This is a genomic window from Pseudomonas sp. PDM26 (assembly GCF_019219185.1).
Classification (GTDB): Bacteria; Pseudomonadota; Gammaproteobacteria; order Pseudomonadales; family Pseudomonadaceae; genus Aquipseudomonas.
Genome location: NZ_JAHUWC010000013.1, coordinates 110,648 through 136,150, shown reverse-complemented (window position 1 = coordinate 136,150; position 25,503 = coordinate 110,648). Strand labels below are relative to the sequence as shown.

Here is a 25,503-nt window from a genome sequence, read left to right as displayed (position 1 = left end):
TCACTGCGCCTTGCGGCGGCGACGCGTGAACATCAACAGCGCGCCTGCCGCGACCGCCAGTACGCTACCGACCTGCAACGGCGTCTTGTACGGGCGCAACGCCGAACGCGCAGCGTCGGTGACTTGGGTCACGTAGCGTTTGTTGGCGTTTTCAAAGTCGGGATACGGGCACTGGTGGCCGAAATCAGCGGCCCATTCCACGTATGGCCCTTCTCTGACATAACGCTGATAAATCGCGCGTTGCTCCTCGAGGCTGCTGTTCCATCCCGACGCCTCACACAGCACCGCGGCAAACGCCTGACTGGTGTGAGGCAAGTTATCCGCCGCCTTGCTCGCCAGCGCCGTGGCCACGAAACGATAGTGGTAACGCTGATCAGGCTGGGCAGCACTGGCTTGCTGACGCGTCACTTCGTCCTCGGCCACCAATGGACCGACCTTCAATTCGGCGTTTTCAAGCCTATAGTTACCGCCGAACGTGGCGTAATCCGGTGCCATTTCGTAGCCCAGGATGTCCATGCCCCACTCGCGGGCCGTCCAGGCCGCATTGAACAGCGCAGCGGCGCGACGGGTCGGCCACCAGGCTGAATCAGCCGCCATACGTTGCTCGCCATACAGTTTGGCCTTGTGCCGCAAGCCGTCATTGTCGAAGTACGCCGGCGCCTCCTCGTAATGCCCCTCGCGCAACAAACGCCGCCCCAGCAGATTGCGCAGGCTTGCCGCCACCGGCAAGGGCACGTAGTTGTCGCGGTCCTGCTGGCTGAGCGGCGGCGGTGCCGGTACTTGAGTGTCGACGTAGTGCTTGAGCTCTTCGAGGGTCAACACGCGCTCGGCAACGGTGGCGGCGTCGAACCAGTAAATGCTTTGGCTGCGATACAGCTGATCGAAGGCTTGAAGGTAATCCCCGCGTTGCAGGGCCAGGATCGCACTTTCACCCTCGACCCGGCATTTGGGCTGAAGCGTTTCGTAATCGTAGTCCGGGGTCCGGCGCTCACCCCAGGATTCATTCTGCGGGAAGGCCTGGGCCGCTTTGGCATAGGCTGCGGCGGCCGCGCTCTTATCGCCCTCGCGCACTGCCAGTTTTGCCCGCAGCCACCAGGCCAATCCGCCATCGCCGGCATGTTCGAGGAAAGCCTTGGCGCTGGCGTAATCACCCTGTTGATAATTCATCGCCGCCAGGCGGTCGGCGTTTTCGAGACTGCCACGGGTGCTGTTTTGCAGCAGTTTGATCATTTTCTGTTCGTTGGCCGGTTGATCGCCGAACGACCAACCCAACCGGCTGATCAGCGACGCAGTCACCAGTTGCTGCACGGGCTGGCCCTTGAGCAACTCGGCCACTTGATCCTCCGGCAGGGTCATCAGGTCCGCCATCAACAGCTTTAGCGAGGTGTAGCCCACCGCAGAGCCGTGCAGATTTTGCATGGCGTACAGTTCGATGGCGCGGTTCCAGTCGCCGGCGGTGCGCACCACCCGGGCTTCTTCGCCGAGGCTGGCGACGCCCAGTTCCAGTGGATCGCTGAAGCCGTCGATGCTCAGTTGCCGGGTTTGCTCAAAGGCCTTGCGCGATTGTTCGAGCAGATCCGGGGCCACATCGGCTTCAACGCTCATAGCGAACAACGCACGCCCCAGCGAGTAGGCCGCCCAGGTACTGCGCGAGGCCCTTTGCTCGGTGGGCAAGGCCAGCACTCTCTTGAAATACCCGGCGGCCAAGGCAGCGTCACCCGCGCCAAATGCCACGGCACCCGCCAGGTACAACTTGAGTTCGGGCGGCAGCTGCGCCCCTTCGGCTTCAACCTGGCGGGCATCCGTCAGGCTGCGCAGGTGTTTCACCAACACTTGTTGCTCAGCGGAAAGTCCGGCCTGCTCGGCCTGATCGCGCAGCGCTACCGGGTCAGGTTCATCCCCATAGTTGGCGCCAGCGGTCACGTTCTTCAACCCGTTGATGGCGTGGCCGAGGCGGCCGATTTCGAAGCGGAAGTTGCCTTCCGGCAGTTCCGCCAGCGACTGGCCTCGGTTATCCAGCAGACGCATGGGGAAGTCCGGGCCGCAGGCCAGCGCCGAACCCAGCGGCAGGCTGAGGCTCAGGCAAAGCAAATGACGCGGCCAGTTACGGGTGAACATTCGAACCTCCTTGATCAATGTGTGCGCAGCGAGCCCAACCAATGGCACGCTGTCCGCCCGCCGGTATTCGACCGTCGCGCAGGCGGGTGAAGGTAAGCAGATCCGGGCGCTGTAGCAACGCGTAACCGGCCAGGGCATCGGCCCCCTCACAATCACTGACCGCCAGGGTCAGACGTTCGGGCCAGGCACTGTCGAGATTGCCCCGGTTGCCGATGCCAATGTCATAGAGGCCATTGTCATAGAGGCCATTGTCAGCCGAGAGTTGCAGTTTCAATTGACTGCCGAGGACATCACCACGCGCCACGGCGCGCAAGGTGGTCAAACTCCAGGCCCGGCGGTCGTTGGCCAATGGCAGGCGAAACCAGATCAGGCCCGCCAGATGTTGAGGTGGATCGGCGCGCAACTCGGTACCGAGAGTGCGCAACGTCTGCGGGTCGGCGAGTAATTCCCGACGCTGGCCTGCACGCTCCACCGTCACTTCGCTTTCCACCACAGGCGCGCCGCCCACCGACGGCAGCAACGCCACGCCATAAGCCGGCAGCGCCAGAAAGAAAGGTTTTGTTGTGACGCGGCTCCAGGCCTTCGCCCATTGCCGGGCCTGATCGGCATCAAATAAACCGCGACGCGGATCGCTCACCGCGTGCACCTGCAGCACGCTGCTGTCGACTGTGGATAACAGCGCCGGCAGCTCGCGGCTGCCGAGCCAGGACGGCAACGCCGTGATGCTCAGCGGCAGCGAAGTCGGCAATGCTTCGCGCAAATGCGTGAGAAACTCGCGGTACGCCGGTAGCCGGGCATTACCGGCATCGTGGTCGATTTCCACGCCGGTGAGGTTCAACCCCTGTCCCTGCCAATCGCTGATCACCTGCTGGATCTGCGCAGTGACCTCGTCCTGATCCAGCGCCTTGAGCTGCCCATCCAGGCGAACCACCACAATCACCGGTCGGCCATCACGCTTGAGCAGTGCCGGGTCAATTCGGGCCCGACTCCAGCCCGCGTTGGGGAAAGCCTGCAAGGCCAGCACCCGCAACGTCGAAAAGTCGGCGTGGCTGTCCCTGAGGGCAGCGTCGTGGGCCGGCGTCCACTGCCGCTGCCAGACGTAAAGCTGTTGATCCAGCGGCGGTGCATCCTGTCTTTCGCATCCGGTGGTCAGCGCCAGCGCCATCAGCAAGACCATCGAGCGAGTGAAAAAAACCATTGAAACGCCTGTTCCTGAAATGCAGAAAGGGCCATTGCGGCTAATGTCGATCAGGTAAGCCGAGACACTGAGCCTGTGGCGAGGGAGCTTGCTCCCGCTGGACTGCGCAGCAGTCCCATTTTTAGGGCCGCTTCGCTGCCCAGCGGGAGCAAGCTCCCTCGCCACAGGTTAATCAGCGCTGGTCGATCCCTTAACTGACTGGCATAAGCCTCTTCGGCCCTTTTTCGTTCTGCTCACTACCCTACCCAGCCATCGACCGGCGGGCAATGTTGGCCTGCAATGATCTTCAGATATCGAGCACCAACGGCTGCGCCCCCTGCGCCGGAATCGCACAGCAAATCAGCACTTGTCCGTCATCCGGCACCTCCGCTGGCGGTAGTGGGTAATGCACCTGACCGCTGACCAATCGCGTCTTGCAGGTGCCGCATGAGCCACCGCGACAACTGAACTCCGGGCGCAGGCCACGGCTTTCCGCCAACTCCAGCAAGCTGCCGCCTTCCGGCTGCCAGCGCGCTTCCTTGGCCGAGCGCTGGAACACCACGGGCACCGACGTGGTGGCGGCTGGCGGTTGCTCGATGACCACCGCATCGGGGTCCGGTCGCCGACGCAAGGTGGACGGACCGAAGGTTTCGGCGTGAATCCGCGAATCGCGAATGTCCAGTTCACGCAAGCCGTCGTACAACGCCTGGGTAAAACTTCCGGGGCCACAGACGACAAAATCCAGCTGATCGTAGTCCTCGACTGTCAGCAGATCCTTGAGCAGCGCGACGTCGATCCGTCCACTGAGGTCGAAGTCCTCTCCTTGCATCGCCTCGGCTTCCGGCTGGCTGAGCAAACGCACCACCCGCACTGCGTCACCGGCGTCTTCGAGCAAGCAATCCAGCTCCCGGCGAAACGGCTGGTCGGCCAGTGTGCGCGAACTCTGGATGAACCATGTCGGGCGGATACGACGGGTGCGCAACCCCTGGTAAACCACTTCCCGTAGCATCGACAACAGCGGCGTGATGCCGACCCCGGCCGCCAGCAATACCAAAGGCCGACGCTCATGGGGCGCCACGGTGAAATGCCCTTGCGGCGCCCGCGCTTCCAACAGGTCGCCAACACGAATCTGCTCATGCAAATGCGTAGACACCCGCCCGTCACGCTTCACGCTGATGCGGAAAAAATCATCGGAGGGCGCGCTCGATAAACTGTACGTGCGGATGTGCACATCGCCGTCAATGTTGAAACGCAGGGGCAAATGCTGCCCGGCCTGGAACAGTGGCAATCCGGCTCCATCGGCGGGCTCCAGGTAAATCGAGCGAATGTTGTGGCTTTGCGCTTCAATCCGCGTCACCCGCAACGGCCGCCATTGATCACCCAGGGCCTTGGCCTGCAAACGCGCCTTGGCCTGCTCCCATGTGCCGGTGAGCAAGCTGGTGGGTGATACGCCATCGAAGCGCCAGCGCAAGGCCAGGGCGGCGGGGCGACGTACCACCCGCTCGACATCGATTGTCCACAGGCGCTCGGCCCCCTGGAACGCCTCGACCTGAGGGCCCTCCAGGATGATTTCAGTGCGTCCGCTGAGCTGCAGCAAATCACCGCTATTGAAATCGATGAACAACAATCCGGCCCGGGGGTTGAGCAGCAGGTTGCCCAAGGTGTTGAAATGCAGGTTGCCGGCGAAGTCCGGAATGGTCAGGCGATTGCCTTCCACGCGTACAAAACCACTCTGCCCGCCACGGTGAGACACATCCACCGAACGCTCACCGTCGACATCCACATAACTGGCAACAAAGAACGTGTCCGCCTCGGCGATCATGGCTTTGGCCGCGACATCGAGCTCGCTGAAATGCTGGGCGACACGCGTCGAGGGATCGGCCAGCGGCACCGAGCGAAACTGGCGCAGCTGAATGTACTGCGGGCAATTGCCGAAGGACTGATCCACCGTCACCGCGAAACCACCCGTAGCCATGGCGCGGACATGACCATTGATGCGGTTGCGACGGCGAGTGTGCAGCTCGATACCCAACAGGCCAATGGCCGAGCCGTCGCTCATCTGCGCAGGATCGTCAACGGCAGGCAGGCTGCGAAATTGCAGCAAGCCAGGTTCTGGCGAGTGGGCGAAACCAGGCTCACCTTCAAGGATGCTGGCCCAGGGATGACCGTCGGCATCCACCGAGCCGTACAGCATGAACGGCAATTGCTGATAGAACGTGCGGTGCTGGTCCGGCATCTCGCTACGAATCACCTTACGACCGAACGCCTCCATTCGCTCGGCAACGCCCACATGCGCCTGCAATTGTTTCTCACCGGCATGCCAGGGTGAACGGTCCATACGGCTGCTCCCTTGCGCCACTGGCGCAGAACGGGGCGGCCCGGTGTTGCCGGGCCGCCAGCATCAAGCGGTTTTTTGCAGGCCGGCGACGGTGCGCGGCATGCCGACAAAACCTGGCAAGGCTTCGATGCGGGCCAGCCAGGCACAAATGTTGGCGTACTCGTCCAGCGACACATTGCCCTCAGGCGCATGGGCGATGTAGCTGTAGGCGGCGACGTCGGCAATCGTCGGCTCAGTGCCGACCAGATACGGCGTATTGGCCAGTTCGTGATCGATCACCTTGAGCACGGTATGGGCGTAGGCAATCACTTCTTCAGCGTTGTAAGGCGCACCAAACACAGTGATCAAACGTGCCCGGGCAGGGCCGAAGGCAATCGGACCGGCAGCCACCGACAACCAGCGCTGGACCTTGGCCGCACCCACCGGATCCGCCGGCAGCCAGCGACCGTTGCCGTACTTTTGCGCCAGATACACCAGAATCGCGTTGGAGTCGGCCAACACCACGCCCTGGTCATCGATCACCGGCACCTGGCCGAATGCATTGAGCGCCAGGAACGCCGGTTGCTTGTGCTCGCCCTTGGCCAGGTCAACGAAGATCAGTTCGGTCGGCAATTTCAGCAGGGACAGCATCAATTCGACACGGTGAGCGTGGCCGGAAAGTGGGAAGTTGTAGAGTTTGATCGCTTGCATGGTCGACACCTCGGGTGAGTGGTGCTGCTCAGGAAGACCAGCGCCGATGAGGCGAATACTCTACCTTCAACCAAAACAACAGAATCACCATAAAATGCAATCAATTATTTCATTGGGTGAAATAACTCAACACTTGAGCGCCGGATGCTCGCGCAGGGTCTTCACCGCGAAATCAACAAAACTGCGCACCCGGGCCGGCGCTTTGCGTCCGCCCTGATAGACCACATGGATGGGCAACGGCGGCAGTTCGAAGTCGGCCAGAATGATTTCCAACTCTCCGGCAGCCACCTTGCTCGCGACTTGATAAGACAGTACCCGCGTGAAGCCCAACCCCAGACAGGCTGCCGTGATGGCCGCCTGATTCGCTGTCACCACCAGTCGCGGTTCAGCCCGCACACTCAAGGTTTCGCCGTCTTCAATGAATGGCCAACTCCTGAGTTGGCCGATGGCAGAGGTCGCGATAATCGGCGCCAGAGCCAGCTCCTGTGGATGCCTGGGCCGACCATGGCTGGCCAGATACTGTGGCGATGCGCAGATCACCCGCCGCACCTCACCTACGCGGATCGCATGCTGGTTGCTGTCAGGGAGTTCGCCGATGCGAATCGCCACATCGACGCCCTCCTCGACCACGCTCACTACCCGGTCCACCAACAGCGCATTGATACAGACCTCGGGGAATTGCGTCAGGTAGCTCACCATCAGCGGTGTAACAAACAGCTCGCCAAACAAAACCGGAGCGGTGATGGTCAGTTGCCCACGAGGATGGATATGGCTGCCCGCTGCCGAATCCTCGGCCTCCTGCACCTCGGCGAGAATTCTGCGACAGTCCTCCAGATATCGCTGACCGGCCTCGCTCAAATACACGCTGCGCGTGGTACGTGTGAGCAGTTGCGTGCCAATACGCTTCTCCAGCGCCGCCACCGCTCGGGTAACGCTGGCCGCCGACAGCCCCAAACGCCGCGCCGCCGCCGAAAAGCCCTGTTCCTGGGCGACGGCAGCGAAGACCTGCATTTCCTGGAAGCGGTCCATGGGACTGTCCTCATTTCAGATAGATAAATCGCAAAAAAAGCCGGGATGTTAAACGTAAGTGTGCAATAACAAAGTTTGGCGTCCGACCATCAAGTAAATCAATGGGCTACTGCACTCTAGCGCCTGCGCTGTAAAAACCAAGCGTGGCACAAACCTCAAAGAGCAGACCGGGGATTATTGATAATTAATGAGGATTATTTTCTTGCGACAGCTGCAACTGTTCGCAATTATCCGGACCCGCCCGCTGCAACGGCTGATGCCTGACAGGGAAAAAGAGCCACTGGCTCGGCTCCCAACCCGTTTCCAGGCATGGGCTCGTCAGCGGACGATATCCACAACGGCAGAATTCCAGCCTGCATAAACAGGCGGAATATACAACTGCTCCTATACTACAAGCCACCCTGTTACCTATTGAGTATTAGTAGGTACCTCGTTGAAATCTTCCCTACGTGAAATAAGGCGTTAGTTGTTAACGCTTGGACGCCTGCCCATCGATCTTGCTTTCAAGAGTCACTGAGTAGGGAAGAGTGAACTTCAACTAGCTGGCTAACCTGGTGACACCGCAAGGAGTTCGAGAATGTTGCGCACAAACATTTCCGCAAGAGCACTGTCCGGTGGTTTGCTCGATGTACTGATACGCGCCGGGCTGATTACCGTGCTGGTGCTGTTCTGCTTCCAGATCTTCCACCCGTTCCTCAACCTCATGCTCTGGGCGCTGATTCTGGCCATCACCCTGTATCCACTGCATGCGCTCGTCAAACGCAAGGTGGTCAACAAGGACGGTCGTGCCGCCACCCTGATCGTGGTAGTCGCCCTGGCCTTGCTGATGGTGCCGATCTACCTGCTGGGCACCTCGATCAGTGAATCGATCCATGGCACCCTGGCGGTCCTCAAGTCCGATACGCTGCAGATTCCGCTCCCCAGCGAAAAAATCGCTGCCCTGCCGCTCATTGGCAAGCCGCTCTATGGCTACTGGATGCAGGCCGCTACCGACATGAGCAGCGTGGTGATGAAGGTGATGCCTTACATCAAGTCCGTCGGCCTGACCTTGTTGGGCAAAATGGCCGACGTTGGTGTGGGCTTTCTGTTGTTCATCGGTGCCCTGATCATTGCCGGCGTGCTCATGGCCTATGGCGAAAACGGCGAAAGAAGCGCCTTGGCCATCACCTCGCGCCTTTCCGGACCTGAGCGTGGCCCACGCATTACCGAGCTGTGCACTGCCACCATCCGCGCGGTCGCCCAAGGCGTGGTAGGCATCGCGTTCATTCAGATGTTGCTGGTGGGCGTGGGCTTCGTACTCATGGGTGTCCCCGGTGCCGGCCTGCTGGCGATGGTTGCGCTGCTGATGGGGATCATGCAATTGCCAGTACTGCTGGTGACCCTTCCGGTGATCGCGTATGTCTTCGCCACCGATGGGACCAGCCTGGCCACCATCGTGTTTGGCATCTACAGCCTGATTGCCGGGATGGCCGATAACGTCCTCAAGCCATTGATGTTGGGCCGCGGCGTCGATGTACCCATGCCGGTGATTCTGATTGGCGCCCTGGGCGGCATGGTGAGCGGCGGTTTCATTGGTTTGTTCATCGGGCCGGTGGCGCTGGCGGTGGGCTACCAACTGTTCTGGCAATGGGTCCAGGACCAACCGTCTGCCGAGGTAATGAACGAGACGCCCGAGATAGGGGCGGTTAACGAGATACCGAAGATAGAGGCAATGAACGATCAGCGTCCCCTCTGAGGAGTGTGCGCTTGATGCCTCGCCCTGCTCGCGTCAGCCGGCTGCTGCTCTGTGGCACCGTCGTTCTGGGGGGCTGCGTGCAACTGGGCCCGGATTTCCAGTCGCCGGCCCAGCCCTGGGTCGACCACTGGAACAGCCCGGCCCTGGAGATTGCCGGCCAACAACACGCGCAACCTGACAGCCGCCAATGGTGGCGCGTGTTCAACGATCCGGTGCTGGATCATTTGATCGCCGAAGCCGACGCTCACAACGCCGACCTGCAGGTCGCTGGCCTGCGGGTCATGGAGTCTCGCGCGCAATTGGGCATCGCCCTGAGTGGACGCTACCCGCAATTGCAACAAGCCAGCGCCGACAGCCTGTACCTGAACCGTCGACAGTCGGGCGGCGCCAACCCCCAGGACACGCATTTCTGGCAACACAGCGTCGGCTTCGATATCGGTTGGGAGCTGGATTTCTGGGGGCGTTTCAGCCGTGCCATCGAGTCGGCCGACGCCTCCTGGTTTGCCGCCCAGGCCAACTATGAAAATGCCTTGGTGCTGTTGCACGCGCAACTGGCGCAAAACTACTACGCCTTGCGCACCGCCGAGGCGCGCCTGCAAATCGCCCGCAGTAACGCCAAATTGCAAAAGCGCAGCTACGAGATCACCGAGCGCCTGTTCAACAGCGGGGCCGAAGCCGAACTCGATCTGCAACAAGCCAAGACCCAGTATCTGGGCACTCTGAGTACCATCCCGGATTTCGAAAGCCAGGTGGCCAGCTTGCGCAATGCGTTGTCCACCCTGATCGGCCAACCACCCGGCTCGATCCCGGACCTCAATCGCAACACCGGAGTGGTGCCATTGCTCGATACCGCGGTCTTGCAGGATGTGCCGGCCAACCTGCTGGTGCGGCGCCCCGATGTTCGCGCTGCCGAGCTGCAAGTGGCAGCGCAGTCGGCGTTGATCGGTGTGGCCGAAACCGACCTGTATCCCTCCATCAGCCTGTTGGGCAGCATCGTCTGGTCTGCCAGTTCGCTCAATGGCGCATCCAACACCCTCGACATGGTGGCCGGCCCCAGCCTGCGCTGGGACATCTTCGATCATGGCCGGATCACCAACAACGTCCGCGTGCAGGATGCCCGCCTGCAGCAGCTGATCGTTATCTACCAGGACAGCGTGCGCCAGGCGGCGCGCGAGGCTGACGATGCCGCTACCGGTTTGATCAAAGCGTTGGAGCGCGACCAGATCCTCAGCGAAGCCTCGGTAGCCGCCGAACGTTCGGTGACCCTGGCCAATGCCCAATACCGCGAAGGCTATTCGGATTTCCAGCGCGTGCTGGATGCCCAGCGCGCCCTGTTTGCCCAACAGGATATCTACCTGGTCAACCGTGGCACCGCCGTCAACAGCCTGATCGCCCTGTACAAGGCCCTGGGCGGTGGCTGGTACAGCGACCAGCCGATGATCGACCCGGCCACCCGCCAACAGATGCAACAACGGACCGATTGGGGCGATCTGCTCGACGAACCGAAGGAAAGTGCCCATGACTGACAGCCAACAACCGGCCGCCGAGAACACCTTGGCCCCCGCCGCTGACCCGGCCAAAAAAGCGATCAACTGGGTGGTGCTGCTGATCATCCTGAGCCTGGTCTGGTACCTGATGGCCGACCGTTATACGCCCTACACGCAACAGGCACGGGTGCAGGCCTTCGTTGTGCCGGTGGCGGCTGAGGTATCCGGCCGGGTGACCAAGGTGCATGTACGCAACAACCAGGACGTCAAGGCCGGTGAGTTGCTGTTTGAAGTCAATCCCGAGCAATACCAGATTGCCGTCGATCGCGCCCGCGCCGACCTTGAGTCGACCCGTCGCCAGGTGGGCGCCAACACCGCCGGCGTCGACTCCAAGCAAGCGTCCCTGCGCGCGTCCCAGGCCAACGAACTCAAGGCACGCCAGGACATCCAGCGGCTTGAACGCCTGTACCGCGAAGACCCGGGCACCATCTCGTTGCGACGCCTGGAAATATCCCGCGCCACCCTGGAAGAGTCCATCAGCCAGGTCGCCGCGGCCAAGGCCGAAGTACAACGTGCACGGGAACAACAGGGCGGTAACGAAGACGAAAACGCCCAGTTGCTCAGCGCCGCCAGCAACCTTGAAAAAGCCGAGCTGGACTTGAGCAATACCAAGGTCCACGCACGCTCGGCCGGCCTGATCACCGATTTGCGCACCGATGTCGGCCAGTTTGCCGCTGCCGGTGCGCCGGTGATGACCCTGATTGCCATCCACGATGTGTGGATCAGCGCCGACATGACCGAAAACAACCTGGGAAGTGTCCAGCCCGGGACGCCGGTGTCCATCGTCCTCGACGCCCTGCCCGGGAAAATTTACCAAGGCCATGTGCGCAGCGTCGGCTATGGCGTCGATATCGGCCAGACCACCCAACCGGGCAGCCTGCCAAAAGTGGAGAACAGCCGCGATTGGCTACGCCCTGCCCAGCGCTTTCCGGTCATCATCGAGTTCGAGCCCGGTGAGTTGACTAGCCCGCAGGGCATCCGGTCCGGCGGGCAAGCAGAAGTCATGGCGTTCCCGAGTGAAGGTAACCCGCTGAATATTCCGGGTCGCCTGTTCCTGCGCCTGATGAGCTGGATGTCCTATGCGTATTGAGCGCCCGGCCCGGGTTCAGCGCGCCCTGCGCCTGAGCTTCGGCACGGCACTGTGCCTGGCGGCGAGCTTCGGTCTGGCCCTGCCCATCCCGTTCCTCGCGCCGATGCTGGCGCTGATGATGTTGGCAGCGATGAATCGACCGTTGCCGTTCAAGGCCAGCCTGGGTCTGATCCTGATCCTGATGTTGACCACCGGGACCGGCCTGCTGCTCATTCCCCTGCTGCGTTACTACCCGCTCAGTGGTGTGCTGCTGGTCGGGCTGTGCCTGTTCATGGCCTTCGGGTATGGCCTGCGCGGCGGCAACCCGCTGGTGGCGACTTTCCTGGTGGTGGGCCTGACCTTGATCAGCTCGGCCGGAACCGCCGAATTCGCCCTGGCGCTTGAGGTGATCGTGGCTCTGGTCAAGGGGCTGTTCCTGGCCGTGACAACGCTGACCATCAGTCATTGGCTATTTCCCGACCCCGCCAGCGCCCCCGCAGCCAAGCCCGGCCCGAGCCTTTCTCCCACCGAAAGCGGTTGGCTGGCGCTACGTGCCACGCTGGTGGTGCTGCCGACCTTCCTGCTGGCCATGATCGACCCGGCCAGCTACCTGCCGATCATCATGAAAGCCGTCAGCCTCGGCCAACAAAGCTGCGCGACCAGCGCCCGCACCGCCGCCCAGGAATTGCTCGGCTCGACCCTGCTCGGAGGCCTGATGGCGATTCTTTTCTGGTGCGCGCTGAGCCTGTTCGTCAACCTGTGGATGTTCTTTCTGTGGATGTTGCTGTTCGGCTTGCTGGCGGCCAGAAAACTCTATGGCCTGGCGCGAACCAGACAACCACCGAGTTTCTGGCTCAACAGCCTGGCGACCCTGATCATTCTGCTCGGCCAATCGGTACAGGACAGTGCAGCGGGCAAGGACGTCTACACCGCCTTCGCTATCCGCATGGGGTTGTTCATTCTGGTGACTTTGTATGCCTGTGCGATGGTCCATTTGCTGGACACGCGGCGGCGTCGCCATGTCGCCAAGCCGACACCTGAAGAGGGTCAGACCCGTTGATCACACGGTACGAAACGGGAAAGCGTCTTGAATATGTTAGAAAAGCCCCCCTCACATTCCTCGGGCCCATCCAGTTACTGTAAGAAAACTCTCTGGTCGGTGAAGGCTGCATCCGTAAATAAAAGATTCTTGAACATCCTGCTTGTGCAGTCGCCCCTATCTGAATCAAAGATACATTCATGAATGGAAATTTTTCAGGTATTACTTGGGGTCTTCCCGATATCGACCGGCGCCTGCTGAAACTGCAATTCAGCTTTTTGCTGATCACTCTGGGTGGACGGTGCAATCAACTGGCGGTGGCCTGGTGGGCCCTGCAGGTAACAGGCTCTGCCACCTACTTCGCCAACATGATTGCCTGTTCGATCGCGGCGGAAGTGTTAGCCAAACCCTTGCTGGGATGGCTGGGCGACAAGTACAACAAAATCCTCATCATCAAACTGACCTCATGGATCAGCCTGCTGACAGCGTTATTGATGGCGGTGCTGTCCGCCACGGAGGCTTTCAACCCTTGGGCGGTTGGCGTGCTGATGATGCTCAGCAGTGCGATCGTCGGCGTTCGCGATCCTCTCCAGGCGTCGATCATTCCTTTGTTTGCAGACGACGATAAAGTCTCCTTGGCCCTTCGGACCAAAAGTGTGATGTCGTCCTTATCTATTCTTCTGGGGCCGGTACTTGCCAGCGGGTTGATTTACAGGTTCGGCATCACATTCGCCCTTGCCACCGATTTTTTTGCAATTCTCATCGCCGGCGCATTGATCGCAACCATCCCGGACTACATCGGTGCGGCTGACAAATGCGAAAAACCACCACGTTCCAGTGGCTTCAGCATGATCTATTCCGGCTTCAAAGTGGTTTATGGCGTGAAAGTCGAATTTTACCTGGCGATTATTTCGATGCTGATCAACTTCGCCCTGTTTCCGTTTTTCACTATCCTGATCCCGCTGTATGTAAAGGACGTCATCCAGTATCCAGTCACTTACATCGGTCTTCTGGATTCGTGCTTCGGGCTGGGCATTTTGGCAGGTAGTTACAGAATCATCGGATGGTTATCCACCCGGTTACCACGTGACATGTGCGTGTCCGCAGGTTTTGCGCTACTGGGAAGCAACCTCGTGGTGGTTGGGACTGTTTCATCGTCGTTCTTCATACCCGTAGCCTTTTTCTGCGGAGGCGTCGGCTTGATGTTAATCAACATTCCCACCTCTGCCGTGAGGTTGTTGGCGACGCCAAAGCTCCATCGCAACAGGGTTTTCGCCATAGTTTCATTTCTGTCTGCGGCGGCCAGCCCCTTGGGCAGTTTCGCGATGCCCTCCCTGATCGTTAATCTTGGAGTCACATTGACAATCACGCTGCTGGGCGTATTGGTTCTACTCTTGTCTTTGCTGGTCTTTCTCGTACCCGATTTCACGACTTTCATGCGTTCCCGGGATACGCAGCTCAATGATGCCTATCGGGTCAAATACCCTAAAGCGTTTACGCAGTGACGTGCCTCGACGTACAGCAGCAAAAAGTCCTAGGAAAATATCAGAGCTGTGAATAAGTCTGAGTACCAATACCAGACTAATTCCCTGGCAAGATCACAGACAAAATTGGACATACAGTGGAGGAATAAAAAAAGCCCCTGAAATCAGGGGCTTTTGGCATTTTTCAAAATCTATTATTTGGCGTCAGAATGTTTTGTCTGTTGTCAAAATCTATTGTCTGAAACCAGGTTTCTTTCATCTGTGGATAACTTATTCCACAGTGACCGACTTCGCCAGGTTGCGCGGCTGGTCAACGTCAGTGCCTTTGAGTACGGCAACGTAGTACGACAGCAGTTGCAGCGGGATGGTGTAGAGAATCGGCGACAGGATGTCGTGGATGTGTGGCATGTGCACCACGTGGGTGCCTTCACCGTTGGTCATGCCGGCCTTCTCGTCAGCGAAGACGATCAACTGGCCACCGCGGGCGCGAACTTCCTGGAGGTTGGACTTCAACTTCTCCAGCAGTTCGTTGTTCGGCGCCACGGTCACCACTGGCATGTCGTTATCCACAAGCGCCAACGGGCCGTGTTTCAGTTCACCGGCCGGGTAGGCCTCGGCGTGGATGTAGGAGATTTCCTTGAGTTTGAGTGCCCCTTCCATCGCTACCGGGAACTGCGCGCCACGGCCGAGGAACAGCGTATGGTGTTTCTCGGCGAACAGCTCGGAGATTTTTTCCACGGTGCTGTCCATGGCCAGTGCTTCGCCCAGACGGGTTGGCAAACGACGCAGTTCTTCGACCAGCGTCGCTTCGACGCCTTTGGCCAAGGTGCCACGAACCTGGCCCAGGGAAAGCGTCAGCAACAACAGGCCAACCAATTGCGTGGTGAAGGCTTTGGTCGAAGCCACACCAATTTCACGACCGGCCTGGGTCAACAGGGTCAGATCGGATTCACGCACCAGCGAGCTGATACCGACGTTGCAGATCGCCAGGCTGGCGAGGAAGCCCAGTTCCTTGGCATTGCGCAGCGCGGCCAGCGTGTCGGCGGTTTCGCCGGACTGGGAAATGGTCACGAACAAGGTGTCCGGCTGCACCACCACCTTGCGGTAACGGAATTCGCTGGCGACTTCGACCTGGCAAGGAATGCCGGCCAGCTCTTCGAGCCAGTAACGCGCGACCATGCCGGCGTGGTAGCTGGTGCCGCACGCGACGATCTGTACGTTACGCACTTTGGCGAACAGCTCGGCCGCCTGTGGGCCGAATGCCTGTACCAGTACCTGGTTCTGGCTCAGGCGACCTTCCAGGGTGCGCTGCACCACGGACGGTTGCTCGTGGATTTCCTTGAGCATGAAGTGGCGGAACTCGCCCTTTTCAGCGGCTTCGGCACCGTCGCGATACTGCACGGATTCGCGCTCGACAAGCTTGCCGTCAACGTCCCAGATCTGCACGCTGTCGCGGCGGATTTCGGCGATATCGCCTTCTTCCAGGTACATGAAGCGGTCGGTGACTTGACGCAGGGCCAACTGGTCGGATGCCAGGAAGTTTTCCCCCAGGCCCAGGCCGATCACCAACGGGCTGCCGCTGCGGGCTGCGACCAGGCGATCCGGTTGCTGCGCGCTGATCACTGCAAGGCCGTAAGCACCGTGCAACTCTTTGACGGTCGCCTTGAGGGCCACGGTCAGATCGCGCAGATCCTTGAGTTTGTGGTTCAGCAGGTGGGAGATGACTTCAGTGTCGGTGTCCGAAGTGAACACATAGCCCAGGGCTTTGAGTTGTTCACGCAGGGCTTCGTGGTTTTCGATGATGCCGTTGTGCACCACCGCCAGGTCACCGGAGAAATGCGGGTGAGCATTGCGCTCGCACGGTGCACCGTGGGTGGCCCAGCGGGTGTGGGCGATACCCAGACGACCGACCAGCGGCTCGCTGGCCAATGCCTGCTCCAGCTCACTGACCTTGCCCGGACGACGCACGCGCTCGAGTTTTTCATCGTTGGTGTAGACCGCCACGCCAGCGCTGTCATACCCACGGTATTCGAGGCGCTTCAGGCCTTCGACGAGGATGGCGGTGATGTTACGTTCTGCGACTGCGCCGACAATTCCACACATGCTATTTCTCCTGACTGACAGCCGCGCAAATCAAATTGATACCGCGGGCCTGAATCTGATCGCGAGCCTCAAGCGGCAGGCGTTCATCCGTAATAAGGGTATGGACACTGCTCCAGGGCAGCTCCAGGTTGGGAATCTTGCGGCCGATCTTGTCGGCCTCCACCATCACGACTACTTCGCGAGCGACTTCGGCCATGACCCGGCTCAGTCCGAGCAGTTCGTTGAAGGTGGTTGTACCGCGAACCAGATCGATGCCATCGGCGCCGATGAACAGCTGGTCGAAGTCGTAGGAGCGTAGTACCTGCTCGGCAACCTGCCCCTGAAAGGACTCGGAATGCGGGTCCCAGGTGCCACCGGTCATCAACAGCACCGGTTCGTGCTCAAGTTCGCTCAGGGCATTGGCGACATGCAGCGAGTTGGTCATTACCACCAGACCGGGTTGCTGTCCGAGTTCCGGGATCATGGCGGCGGTAGTACTGCCGCTGTCGATAATGATGCGCGCATGCTCGCGAATCCGCGCGACGGCGGCACGGGCGATGGCTTGCTTGTATATGGAAACCGGCTGACCAAGGTCCGCGACCAGCTCCTGAGGCATGGTGATCGCCCCGCCGTAACGACGCAGCAACAGACCATTGCTTTCAAGTGCTGCCAGATCCTTGCGAATCGTAACTTCCGACGTTTCGAAGCGCTTGGCCAACTCATCCACACTGACTTCGCCCTGCTCATTGAGCAAGGCGAGGATGTTGTGGCGACGCTGAGGTGTGTTGCGCTTCGACATGAGCTGATAAGTTTCGATTCGAAAGATAGCGGAAGCAATCAAAACCTATCAGCGAAACTTCGTCAAGCGCCATGCGATAAAAAGAGCTGTGGATAACTTGTAGGAGCGAGCTTGCTCGCGATGGGCGTGAACGATGATGCATTCTTTCTGAAAAAATGCGCCGCTCTCGAATTCATCGCGAGCAAGCTTGCTCCTACAATGGAGTTGTGGATAACTCAGCTCTTCTTGATCTTCTCCGGCCGCTTCCAGCCGTCGATGTTCTTCTGGCGAGCACGTCCGATGGCCAACTGGGATTTATCCACAGTCGAGGTGATGGTCGAACCGGCCGCTGTCGTTGCACCGGCGAGGATATCCACAGGCGCCACCAACGAGTTGTTGGAACCGATGAACACATCTTCGCCCAACACGGTTTTCCACTTGTTGGCGCCATCGTAGTTGCAGGTGATGGTGCCAGCACCGATGTTGGAGCGCGCGCCCACCTCGGCATCACCCAGATAGGCCAGGTGACCAGCCTTGGCGCCTTCGCCCAGATGAGCGTTTTTCAGCTCGACGAAGTTACCCACATGCGCGCGGGCTTCCAGCACGGTGCCTGGACGCAGACGGGCGAACGGGCCGGCGTCGCTGCCTTCACCCAGAATGGCACCCTCGATATGGCTGTTGGCCTTGATGACCACGCCTTTGCGCAGGGTGCTGTCCTTGATCACGCAGTTCGGGCCGATCACCACATCGTCTTCGATGACGACCTTGCCTTCGAGGATCACGTTGATATCGATCAGCACGTCGCGGCCAACGGTGACTTCACCGCGCACATCGAAACGAGCCGGGTCGCGCAGTGTCACACCTTGGGCCATCAAACGACGGCCGGCGCGCAACTGATAGTGGCGCTCGAGTTCGGAAAGCTGCTTGCGGTCGTTGGCGCCCTGCACTTCCATGGCGTCGTGGGGTTGTTCGGTGGCCACCACCAGTCCGTCGTTGACTGCCATTTCGATCACGTCGGTCAGGTAATACTCACCCTGAACATTGTTGTTCGACAGGCGGCTCGTCCAGTCGGCCAAGCGATCGGCAGGAACAGCGAGGATACCGGTGTTGCCTTCGCGGATCGCACGTTGCGCTTCGTTGGCATCCTTGTGTTCAACGATGGCAGCGACTTTACCGTCAACGTCGCGCACGATGCGGCCATAACCGGTCGCATCGTCGAGTTCGACAGTCAGCAGGCCCATCTGTCCTGGTACTACCTGAGTCAGCAGGCGTTGCAGGGTTTCCACTTCAATCAACGGCACGTCACCGTAAAGAACCAGCACAGTGTCAGATTTGATGAAAGGAACAGCCTGGGCCACGGCATGCCCGGTGCCCAGTTGCTTGTCCTGCAGGACGAAGTTCAGGTCGTCAGCGGCCAGACGTTCGCGCACGGCGTCGGCACCATGACCAATCACGACGTGGATGCGCTGTGGATCAAGTTGCCGGGCGCTGTGGATAACATGGCCGAGCATCGAATTGCCGGCAATCGGGTGCAAGACTTTCGGCAAGGCTGAACGCATGCGCGTGCCTTGGCCAGCAGCGAGAATAACGATTTCTAGGGACATGACTGGCTACCAATCCAGGGTGGTCAGCGACTGCGACCAAGGTTATAAAATGTCGAAAAAGAAAAAGGGTAGCCGAGGCTACCCTTTTTTATCAATCACACAACAAGCGCTGCCTTAATGGCCGAACTTCTTGCGGATCTGCTGGACGGTGCGCAGCTGAGCTGCAGCCTCGGCCAGTCGTGCGGCAGCAGAACCGTAATCGAATTCCGCGCCTCGCTCATGCAGGGCTTTCTCGGCAGCCTTAACGGCTTCCAAAGCTGCGGCTTCGTCCAGGTCGGCAGCACGTTGCACGGTGTCGGCAAGAACCTTGACCATGTTCGGCTGAACCTCGAGGAAACCACCGGAGATGTAATACACCTCCTCTTCCCCGCCCTGCTTGACCAGGCGGATCGGACCTGGCTTCAGATTAGTGATCAGCGGCGCGTGACCCAGGGCGATACCAAGATCACCCAGTGCACCGTGCGCAATCACCATCTCGACCAGACCGGAAAAGATTTCTCCTTCCGCGCTGACGATATCGCAATGGACTGTCATAGCCATCTGATTGCCTCAACCTAAATTAGCGCCCGTTGCCGGGCGCCGGGATTACAGTTTCTTGGCTTTCTCGATCGCTTCTTCGATGCCGCCAACCATGTAGAACGCTTGTTCTGGCAGGTGGTCGTAGTCACCGTTGAGGATGCCTTTGAAGCCAGCAATGGTGTCTTTCAGGGAAACGTATTTACCCGATGCACCGGTGAAGACTTCAGCCACGAAGAACGGCTGCGACAAGAAGCGCTGGATCTTACGAGCACGGTTTACCAACTGCTTGTCGGCTTCCGACAGCTCGTCCATACCCAGGATCGCAATGATGTCCTTTAGTTCTTTGTAACGCTGCAGAACGTACTGAACGCCGCGAGCGGTGTCGTAGTGGTCCTGGCCGATTACGTTCGGGTCCAGCTGGCGCGAAGTCGAGTCGAGTGGATCGACCGCCGGGTAGATACCCAGGGAAGCGATGTCACGGGACAGAACGACGGTGGCGTCCAAGTGGGCGAAGGTGGTCGCTGGCGACGGGTCGGTCAAGTCGTCCGCAGGTACGTATACCGCTTGGATCGAAGTGATCGAACCTTCCTTGGTCGAAGTGATACGTTCTTGCAGAACGCCCATCTCTTCAGCCAGGGTCGGCTGGTAACCTACTGCAGAAGGCATACGGCCCAGCAGTGCGGATACTTCAGTACCGGCCAGGGTGTAACGATAGATGTTGTCGACGAACAGCAGAACGTCGTTACCTTCGTCACGGAACTTCTCGGCCATGGTCAGGCCGGTCAGTGCTACGCGCAGACGGTTACCCGGCGGCTCGTTCATCTGACCGTAAACCAGTGCCACTTTGTCCAGAACGTTGGAGTCCTTCATCTCGTGGTAGAAGTCGTTACCCTCACGAGTACGCTCACCCACACCGGCGAACACGGAATAACCGCTGTGCTCGATGGCGATGTTACGGATCAGTTCCATCATGTTTACGGTTTTGCCTACACCGGCACCACCGAACAGACCGACTTTACCGCCTTTGGCGAACGGGCAAACCAGGTCGATAACCTTGATGCCGGTTTCCAGCAGGTCGTTGCCGCCTGCCTGCTCAGCGAACGAAGGCGCTGGACGGTGAATGCCCCAACGCTCTTCGGTGTCGATCGGACCAGCTTCGTCGATCGGGTTACCGAGGACGTCCATGATCCGGCCCAGGGTCGCTTTACCGACCGGTACGGAGATGGCTGCGCCAGAGTCGACAACGTCCAGACCGCGCTTCAAGCCTTCGGTGGAACCCATCGCAATGGTACGAACCACGCCGTCGCCCAGCTGTTGCTGAACTTCCAGGGTGGTCCCGGCCGCGCTTTGAACTGTCAGCGCGTTGTAGATGCTCGGTACGCTGTCGCGTGGAAATTCCACGTCGATAACGGCGCCGATGATTTGAACGATACGTCCGCTACTCATAGCTGGATCCTCTGAATATTTGAACCGTTAAACCGCGGCAGCGCCGCCGACGATTTCCGAGATCTCTTGGGTGATCGCAGCCTGACGCGCCTTGTTGTAGACCAGCTGCAAATCGCTGATCAAATCACCGGCGTTGTCGGTAGCGTTCTTCATCGCGATCATCCGCGCAGCCTGTTCAGCCGCGTTGTTCTCGACCACCGCCTGGTAGACCTGCGACTCCACGTAACGGACCATCAAGCCGTCAAGCAGCTCTTTGGCGTCCGGTTCGTAGAGATAGTCCCAGTGGTGCTTGAGTTCTTGATCCGGGGTTGCCACCAGTGGAATCAACTGCTCCACGGTAGGCTGTTGTGTCATGGTGTTGATGAACTTGTTGGACACCACGGACAGGCGGTCAATACGGCCGTCCAGGTAGGCATCCAGCATCACCTTGACGCTGCCGATCAGATCATTGATCGACGGCTCTTCACCCAGGTGGCTGATAGCTGCTACGACGTTACCGCCGAAGTTGCGGAAGAAAGCCGCACCCTTGCTACCCACTACACACAGATCGATCTCGACGCCGTTTTCGCGGTTTACCGCCATGTCCTTGACCAGAGCCTTGAACAGGTTGGTGTTCAAGCCACCACACAGACCACGGTCACTGCTCACTACGACATAACCAACTCGCTTTACTTCACGGTCGATCATGAACGGGTGGCGATATTCCGGGTTAGCGTTGGCCAGATGGCCAATAACCTGGCGGATGCGCTCCGCATAAGGACGGCTAGCAGCCATGCGCATTTGTGCCTTGCGCATTTTACTGACCGCCACTTTTTCCATGGCGCTGGTAATCTTTTGCGTGCTTTTGATGCTCGCAATCTTACTGCGAATCTCTTTTGCGCCTGCCATGTAACACCTATCAGGTTAGCAAGCGGGAGCCTTGCGGCTCCCGCTGCGGCTTACCAGGTTTGGGTGGCCTTGAACTTCTCGATACCGGCTTTCATGCCAGCGTCGATTTCGTCATTGAAGTCACCTTTCACGTTGATCTTCGCCATCAAATCGGCGTGATCGCGGTTGAAGAAAGCAATCAGCGCTTGTTCGAAGCTGCCGATCTTGGCGATTTCAACGTCAGTCAGGAACCCACGCTCAGCGGCATACAGCGACAGCGCCATGTCAGCGATCGACATTGGTGCGTATTGCTTCTGCTTCATCAGCTCGGTAACGCGCTGACCATGCTCAAGTTGCTTACGGGTCGCTTCGTCCAGGTCAGAAGCGAACTGGGCGAATGCCGCCAGTTCACGGTACTGAGCCAGAGCGGTACGGATACCACCGGACAGCTTCTTGATGATCTTGGTCTGAGCGGCACCACCCACACGGGATACCGAAACACCGGCGTTCACTGCAGGGCGGATGCCCGAGTTGAACATGGCCGATTCCAGGAAGATCTGACCGTCGGTGATGGAAATCACGTTGGTCGGAACGAACGCGGAAACGTCGCCAGCCTGGGTTTCGATGATCGGCAGTGCGGTCAGGGAACCGGTTTTGCCGGTCACTGCGCCGTTGGTGAACTTCTCTACGTATTCTTCCGAAACGCGGGATGCGCGCTCCAGCAGACGGGAGTGGAGATAGAACACGTCGCCTGGGTAAGCTTCACGGCCTGGTGGACGGCGCAGCAGCAGGGAAATCTGGCGGTAAGCCACTGCTTGCTTGGACAGATCGTCATAAACGATCAGCGCGTCTTCACCGCGGTCGCGGAAGAATTCACCCATGGTGCAACCGGAGTACGGTGCCAGGAATTGCAGCGCAGGAGATTCCGAAGCACTGGCAGCCACGATGATCGTGTTGGCCAGGGCGCCGTTTTCTTCCAGCTTGCGAACCACGTTGGCGATGGTCGATTGTTTCTGACCGATCGCTACGTAGACGCAGAAAATGCCGCTGTTCTTCTGGTTGATGATCGCGTCGATCGCCAGAGCGGTTTTACCGATCTGACGGTCACCAATGATCAGCTCACGCTGGCCACGGCCGACAGGGATCATGGCATCGACAGCCTTGTAGCCAGTCTGTACAGGCTGGTCTACCGACTTACGCCAGATCACGCCTGGAGCAACTTTCTCGACCGCGTCGGTCTGGGTGTTGCCCAGTGGACCTTTGCCGTCAACCGGGTTACCCAGTGCGTCGACTACGCGACCCAGCAGTTCCTTACCCACCGGAACTTCGAGGATGCGGCCGGTGCACTTGGCGCTCATGCCTTCAGCCAGAGACTGGTAAGCGCCCAATACAACGGCACCTACGGAGTCTTGCTCCAGGTTGAGGGCCATACCGAAGACGCCGCCCGGAAACTCGATCATCTCGCCGTACATTACGTCGGCCAGACCGTGAATCCGCACGATACCGTCAGATACGCTGACGACAGTGCCTTCGTTACGGGCTTGGGAGGTCACATCGAGCTTGTCGATGCGGCCCTTGATAATTTCACTTATTTCGGAAGGATTGAGTTGCTGCATTGCTCTGCTGCCCCTTCAAACTCAAGATTTCAATGCTTCGGCCAGTTTCGCGATTTTGCCGCGAATCGAGCCATCGATAACCAGGTCGCCGGCGCGGATGACGACACCACCAATAAGGGCAGCGTCCTCCGCAACTTGCAGGCGCACTTCCCGGTTGAGTCGTGCACTGAGAACCTTGGCGAGTTTGTCTTGCTGTTCTTGGTTCAATGCAAAAGCACTGGTCACTTCAACGTCTACCGACTTCTCTTGCTCGGCCTTGTACAGGTCGAAAAGAGCGGCGATCTCCGGCAAGAGCAGGAGACGGTCGTTTTCGGCAACGACATTGATGAAGTTCTGTGCCTTGGCATCAAACTTGTCGCCACACACGTCAATGAACGTGGTGGCCTTTTCTGCGCTCGTCAGTCGCGGGGCCTTGAGCACGCGCTGCAGGGTGTCGTCTTGCGACACCGCTGCAGCCAGGCCGAGCATGGCTGACCAATTGGCCAGTTGCTGGTGGGCCTGAGCGTGCTCGAAGGCCGCCTTAGCGTAAGGTCGGGCCAACGTGGTCAGTTCTGCCATGATCGCCCTCGCTTAGATTTCAGCAGCCAGTTGGTTAACCAGCTTTGCGTGCGCGTTTTGATCGATTGTGGCACCCAGGATCTTCTCGGCGCCTTCGACTGCCAGCAAGCCCACTTGGGCACGCAGCACGTCTTTGACACTGTTCAGTTCCTGTTCGATCTCGGCTTGAGCCTGAACCTTCACACGGTCAGCATCGATACGGGCTTTTTCAACAGCCTCTTCGACAATCTGGTTACCGCGTTTCTTGGCTTGCTCGATGATTTCAGCTGCCTGAGCTTTCGCTTCGCGCAGTTGGTGACCCGCTTTCTCTTGGGCCAACTCCAGGTCGCGAGCTGCACGGCTGGCAGCGTCCAGACCATCAGCGATCTTCTTTTGACGTTCGTGCAGTGCCGCAATGACCGGAGGCCATACGAACTTCATGCAGAACAGTACAAAAATCAGGAACGCAACGGACTGGCCAATCAGGGTCGCATTAATGTTCACGCCAACACCTCGCAGTTACGTTGTCCATCACACCAAATTACCCGGAAGATCCGAGTAATCAGCCAGCGATTTGACCAACGAACGGGTTCGCAAAGGTGAAGAACAGAGCGATACCAACACCGATCATGGTTACGGCGTCGAGCAGACCGGCAACGATGAACATTTTAACTTGCAGCATTGGAACCATTTCTGGCTGACGCGCTGCGCCTTCCAGGAACTTGCCGCCCAGCAGGCCGAAACCAATTGCGGTACCCAGTGCGCCCAGGCCGATCAACAGTGCAACAGCGATAGCGGTTAGACCAACTACAGTTTCCATCTTTCCTCCCGACTTTTACGTCGTATGGTTTAGGTTTTTTTAATTTAAAGCGGTAAAACAAATCGTTTCAGAGGCCCCGTTAAGAGCCCCCTCCCGTTTAACGGGGAGGGACATCAGACTAGTCGAGACTGGCCTTAATGGTTTTCTTCGTGTGCCATCGACAGGTAGACGATGGTCAGCATCATGAAGATGAACGCCTGCAGGGTGATGATCAGGATGTGGAACACAGCCCACGCCCACTGCAGAACAACGCCCAGGCCACTAAGCCAGAGCAGACCGCTGCCGAACATCACAGCAATCAGAATGAAGACCAGCTCGCCGGCATACATGTTGCCGAACAGACGCAGAGCCAGGGAGATCGGCTTGGCGATCAGGGTCACGAATTCCAGCAGGAAGTTCACCGGGATCAGCAGGGCCTGAAGGAAGATGTTCTTGCTGCCGAACGGGTGCAGGGTCAGCTCGCCGATGAAGCCGCCGAGGCCCTTGATCTTGATGCTGTAGAAAATGATCAGCGCGAACACCGTGAAGGCCATGGCCAGGGTCGCGTTCGGGTCGGTGGTCGACACGGCGCGGAACGGGATGTGGTGGTCGCCGGAGATCAGGATGGCCAGTTGAGGAATCCAGTCGACCGGTACCAGGTCGACGGCGTTCATCAGGAACACCCAGACGAAGATGGTCAGTGCCAGCGGTGCAATCACCGGGCTTCGGCCATGGAAGCTGTCTTTCACGCTGCCATCGACGAATTCGACCAATACTTCAACGAAGTTCTGCAAAGCACCAGGCTGACCCGAAGTCGCTTTCTTTGCCGCCATGCGGAAAAGAAGAACGAAGATCAGACCCAATGCGACCGACCAGCCGAGAGTATCGACGTGGAAAGCCCAGAAGCCCATTTCCTTGGCTTCTGCTGCGGTGTGGGCAAAGCCCCAGCCGCCGTTAGGGAGCTGACCGAAGGTCAGGTTCTGCAAGTGGTGCTGGATATAGCCCGAAGCGGTTGTTTCTGCCATGGTT

Annotated in this window: 21 protein-coding genes; 5 read left to right on the top strand and 16 right to left on the bottom strand. The window is 59.1% G+C overall.

The features are described 5' to 3' along the window. The 5 genes from KW849_RS23760 to KW849_RS23740 form a co-directional block, all read right to left on the bottom strand. Positions 1 to 2,118: a hypothetical protein gene (locus KW849_RS23760; RefSeq protein WP_218431508.1), complete on the bottom strand. Its 2,118-nt coding sequence runs from the start codon at positions 2,116 to 2,118 to the stop codon at positions 1 to 3. Then, positions 2,105 to 3,316 (bottom strand): DUF3142 domain-containing protein, encoded by a 1,212-nt coding sequence (locus tag KW849_RS23755; protein WP_218431507.1) that lies wholly within the window; start codon positions 3,314 to 3,316, stop codon positions 2,105 to 2,107. The genes KW849_RS23760 and KW849_RS23755 overlap by 14 nt, the downstream gene beginning before the upstream one ends. 286 nt (positions 3,317 to 3,602) lie before the next feature. Next, positions 3,603 to 5,633: a pyridoxamine 5'-phosphate oxidase family protein gene (locus KW849_RS23750; RefSeq protein WP_218431506.1), complete on the bottom strand. Its 2,031-nt coding sequence runs from the start codon at positions 5,631 to 5,633 to the stop codon at positions 3,603 to 3,605. A gap of 63 nt (positions 5,634 to 5,696) precedes the next feature. Further along, positions 5,697 to 6,323: a glutathione S-transferase family protein gene (locus KW849_RS23745; protein ID WP_218431505.1), complete on the bottom strand. Its 627-nt coding sequence runs from the start codon at positions 6,321 to 6,323 to the stop codon at positions 5,697 to 5,699. 126 nt (positions 6,324 to 6,449) lie between these two features. Beyond that, entirely contained in the window at positions 6,450 to 7,352 is a 903-nt protein-coding gene (locus tag KW849_RS23740) for a LysR family transcriptional regulator (RefSeq protein WP_218431504.1), read from the bottom strand. A 577-nt stretch (positions 7,353 to 7,929) separates the two neighbouring features. Between KW849_RS23740 and KW849_RS23735 the strand changes: the two genes are divergently transcribed. From KW849_RS23735 to KW849_RS23715, 5 genes are all read left to right on the top strand, one after another. Then, entirely contained in the window at positions 7,930 to 9,087 is a 1,158-nt protein-coding gene (locus KW849_RS23735; protein WP_218431503.1) for an AI-2E family transporter, read from the top strand. 14 nt (positions 9,088 to 9,101) lie between these two features. After that, a complete protein-coding gene (locus KW849_RS23730) occupies positions 9,102 to 10,613 on the top strand; it encodes an efflux transporter outer membrane subunit (RefSeq protein ID WP_218431502.1) in 1,512 nt (503 codons plus the stop codon). Further along, entirely contained in the window at positions 10,606 to 11,724 is a 1,119-nt protein-coding gene (locus KW849_RS23725) for an HlyD family secretion protein (protein WP_218431501.1), read from the top strand. Before KW849_RS23730 ends, KW849_RS23725 begins: the two co-directional genes overlap by 8 nt. Beyond that, positions 11,714 to 12,763: a DUF2955 domain-containing protein gene (locus tag KW849_RS23720; RefSeq protein ID WP_218431500.1), complete on the top strand. Its 1,050-nt coding sequence runs from the start codon at positions 11,714 to 11,716 to the stop codon at positions 12,761 to 12,763. The genes KW849_RS23725 and KW849_RS23720 overlap by 11 nt, the downstream gene beginning before the upstream one ends. 179 nt (positions 12,764 to 12,942) lie before the next feature. Beyond that, on the top strand, positions 12,943 to 14,247 hold the full coding sequence (locus tag KW849_RS23715) for an MFS transporter (RefSeq protein WP_218431499.1): 1,305 nt from the start codon (positions 12,943 to 12,945) through the stop codon (positions 14,245 to 14,247). Between the two features lie 249 nt (positions 14,248 to 14,496). On the opposite strand, the gene glmS is transcribed toward KW849_RS23715, so the two are convergent. The 11 genes from glmS to atpB form a co-directional block, all read right to left on the bottom strand. Continuing rightward, positions 14,497 to 16,329, bottom strand: coding sequence for a glutamine--fructose-6-phosphate transaminase (isomerizing) (gene glmS / locus KW849_RS23710; RefSeq protein WP_218431498.1), 1,833 nt, complete (start codon positions 16,327 to 16,329; stop codon positions 14,497 to 14,499). Position 16,330: 1 nt separating this feature from the next. Further along, positions 16,331 to 17,107: a DeoR family transcriptional regulator gene (locus KW849_RS23705; RefSeq protein ID WP_108218803.1), complete on the bottom strand. Its 777-nt coding sequence runs from the start codon at positions 17,105 to 17,107 to the stop codon at positions 16,331 to 16,333. Positions 17,108 to 17,322: 215 nt separating this feature from the next. After that, a complete protein-coding gene (gene glmU, locus KW849_RS23700) occupies positions 17,323 to 18,690 on the bottom strand; it encodes a bifunctional UDP-N-acetylglucosamine diphosphorylase/glucosamine-1-phosphate N-acetyltransferase GlmU (protein WP_218431497.1) in 1,368 nt (455 codons plus the stop codon). 114 nt (positions 18,691 to 18,804) lie between these two features. After that, positions 18,805 to 19,230, bottom strand: coding sequence for a F0F1 ATP synthase subunit epsilon (locus tag KW849_RS23695; RefSeq protein ID WP_007985046.1), 426 nt, complete (start codon positions 19,228 to 19,230; stop codon positions 18,805 to 18,807). A gap of 45 nt (positions 19,231 to 19,275) precedes the next feature. Further along, positions 19,276 to 20,655, bottom strand: a complete 1,380-nt coding sequence (gene atpD / locus KW849_RS23690) for a F0F1 ATP synthase subunit beta (protein WP_108218801.1) — start codon at positions 20,653 to 20,655, stop codon at positions 19,276 to 19,278. Positions 20,656 to 20,682: 27 nt separating this feature from the next. Further along, positions 20,683 to 21,543: a F0F1 ATP synthase subunit gamma gene (atpG, locus tag KW849_RS23685; RefSeq protein WP_007934344.1), complete on the bottom strand. Its 861-nt coding sequence runs from the start codon at positions 21,541 to 21,543 to the stop codon at positions 20,683 to 20,685. A 50-nt stretch (positions 21,544 to 21,593) separates the two neighbouring features. Then, positions 21,594 to 23,138, bottom strand: coding sequence for a F0F1 ATP synthase subunit alpha (gene atpA / locus KW849_RS23680; protein WP_108218800.1), 1,545 nt, complete (start codon positions 23,136 to 23,138; stop codon positions 21,594 to 21,596). A gap of 21 nt (positions 23,139 to 23,159) precedes the next feature. Then, positions 23,160 to 23,696, bottom strand: a complete 537-nt coding sequence (locus KW849_RS23675; RefSeq protein WP_108218799.1) for a F0F1 ATP synthase subunit delta — start codon at positions 23,694 to 23,696, stop codon at positions 23,160 to 23,162. 12 nt (positions 23,697 to 23,708) lie between these two features. Then, positions 23,709 to 24,179, bottom strand: a complete 471-nt coding sequence (locus KW849_RS23670; RefSeq protein ID WP_218431496.1) for a F0F1 ATP synthase subunit B — start codon at positions 24,177 to 24,179, stop codon at positions 23,709 to 23,711. A 58-nt stretch (positions 24,180 to 24,237) separates the two neighbouring features. Next, entirely contained in the window at positions 24,238 to 24,495 is a 258-nt protein-coding gene (gene atpE, locus KW849_RS23665; protein WP_003097235.1) for a F0F1 ATP synthase subunit C, read from the bottom strand. 134 nt (positions 24,496 to 24,629) lie between these two features. Next, positions 24,630 to 25,499 (bottom strand): F0F1 ATP synthase subunit A, encoded by an 870-nt coding sequence (gene atpB, locus KW849_RS23660; RefSeq protein ID WP_218431495.1) that lies wholly within the window; start codon positions 25,497 to 25,499, stop codon positions 24,630 to 24,632. Between the last annotated feature and the right edge of the window lie 4 nt (positions 25,500 to 25,503).

Coding starts and splice junctions, on each gene's coding strand:
- KW849_RS23760 (WP_218431508.1), bottom strand. CDS start 2,118: ATGTTCACCCGTAACTGGCCGCGTCATTTGCTTTGCCTGAGCCTCAGC.
- KW849_RS23755 (WP_218431507.1), bottom strand. CDS start 3,316: ATGGTTTTTTTCACTCGCTCGATGGTCTTGCTGATGGCGCTGGCGCTG.
- KW849_RS23750 (WP_218431506.1), bottom strand. CDS start 5,633: ATGGACCGTTCACCCTGGCATGCCGGTGAGAAACAATTGCAGGCGCAT.
- KW849_RS23745 (WP_218431505.1), bottom strand. CDS start 6,323: ATGCAAGCGATCAAACTCTACAACTTCCCACTTTCCGGCCACGCTCAC.
- KW849_RS23740 (WP_218431504.1), bottom strand. CDS start 7,352: ATGGACCGCTTCCAGGAAATGCAGGTCTTCGCTGCCGTCGCCCAGGAA.
- KW849_RS23735 (WP_218431503.1), top strand. CDS start 7,930: ATGTTGCGCACAAACATTTCCGCAAGAGCACTGTCCGGTGGTTTGCTC.
- KW849_RS23730 (WP_218431502.1), top strand. CDS start 9,102: ATGCCTCGCCCTGCTCGCGTCAGCCGGCTGCTGCTCTGTGGCACCGTC.
- KW849_RS23725 (WP_218431501.1), top strand. CDS start 10,606: ATGACTGACAGCCAACAACCGGCCGCCGAGAACACCTTGGCCCCCGCC.
- KW849_RS23720 (WP_218431500.1), top strand. CDS start 11,714: ATGCGTATTGAGCGCCCGGCCCGGGTTCAGCGCGCCCTGCGCCTGAGC.
- KW849_RS23715 (WP_218431499.1), top strand. CDS start 12,943: ATGAATGGAAATTTTTCAGGTATTACTTGGGGTCTTCCCGATATCGAC.
- glmS (WP_218431498.1), bottom strand. CDS start 16,329: ATGTGTGGAATTGTCGGCGCAGTCGCAGAACGTAACATCACCGCCATC.
- KW849_RS23705 (WP_108218803.1), bottom strand. CDS start 17,107: ATGTCGAAGCGCAACACACCTCAGCGTCGCCACAACATCCTCGCCTTG.
- glmU (WP_218431497.1), bottom strand. CDS start 18,690: ATGTCCCTAGAAATCGTTATTCTCGCTGCTGGCCAAGGCACGCGCATG.
- KW849_RS23695 (WP_007985046.1), bottom strand. CDS start 19,230: ATGGCTATGACAGTCCATTGCGATATCGTCAGCGCGGAAGGAGAAATC.
- atpD (WP_108218801.1), bottom strand. CDS start 20,655: ATGAGTAGCGGACGTATCGTTCAAATCATCGGCGCCGTTATCGACGTG.
- atpG (WP_007934344.1), bottom strand. CDS start 21,543: ATGGCAGGCGCAAAAGAGATTCGCAGTAAGATTGCGAGCATCAAAAGC.
- atpA (WP_108218800.1), bottom strand. CDS start 23,138: ATGCAGCAACTCAATCCTTCCGAAATAAGTGAAATTATCAAGGGCCGC.
- KW849_RS23675 (WP_108218799.1), bottom strand. CDS start 23,696: ATGGCAGAACTGACCACGTTGGCCCGACCTTACGCTAAGGCGGCCTTC.
- atpE (WP_003097235.1), bottom strand. CDS start 24,495: ATGGAAACTGTAGTTGGTCTAACCGCTATCGCTGTTGCACTGTTGATC.
- atpB (WP_218431495.1), bottom strand. CDS start 25,499: ATGGCAGAAACAACCGCTTCGGGCTATATCCAGCACCACTTGCAGAAC.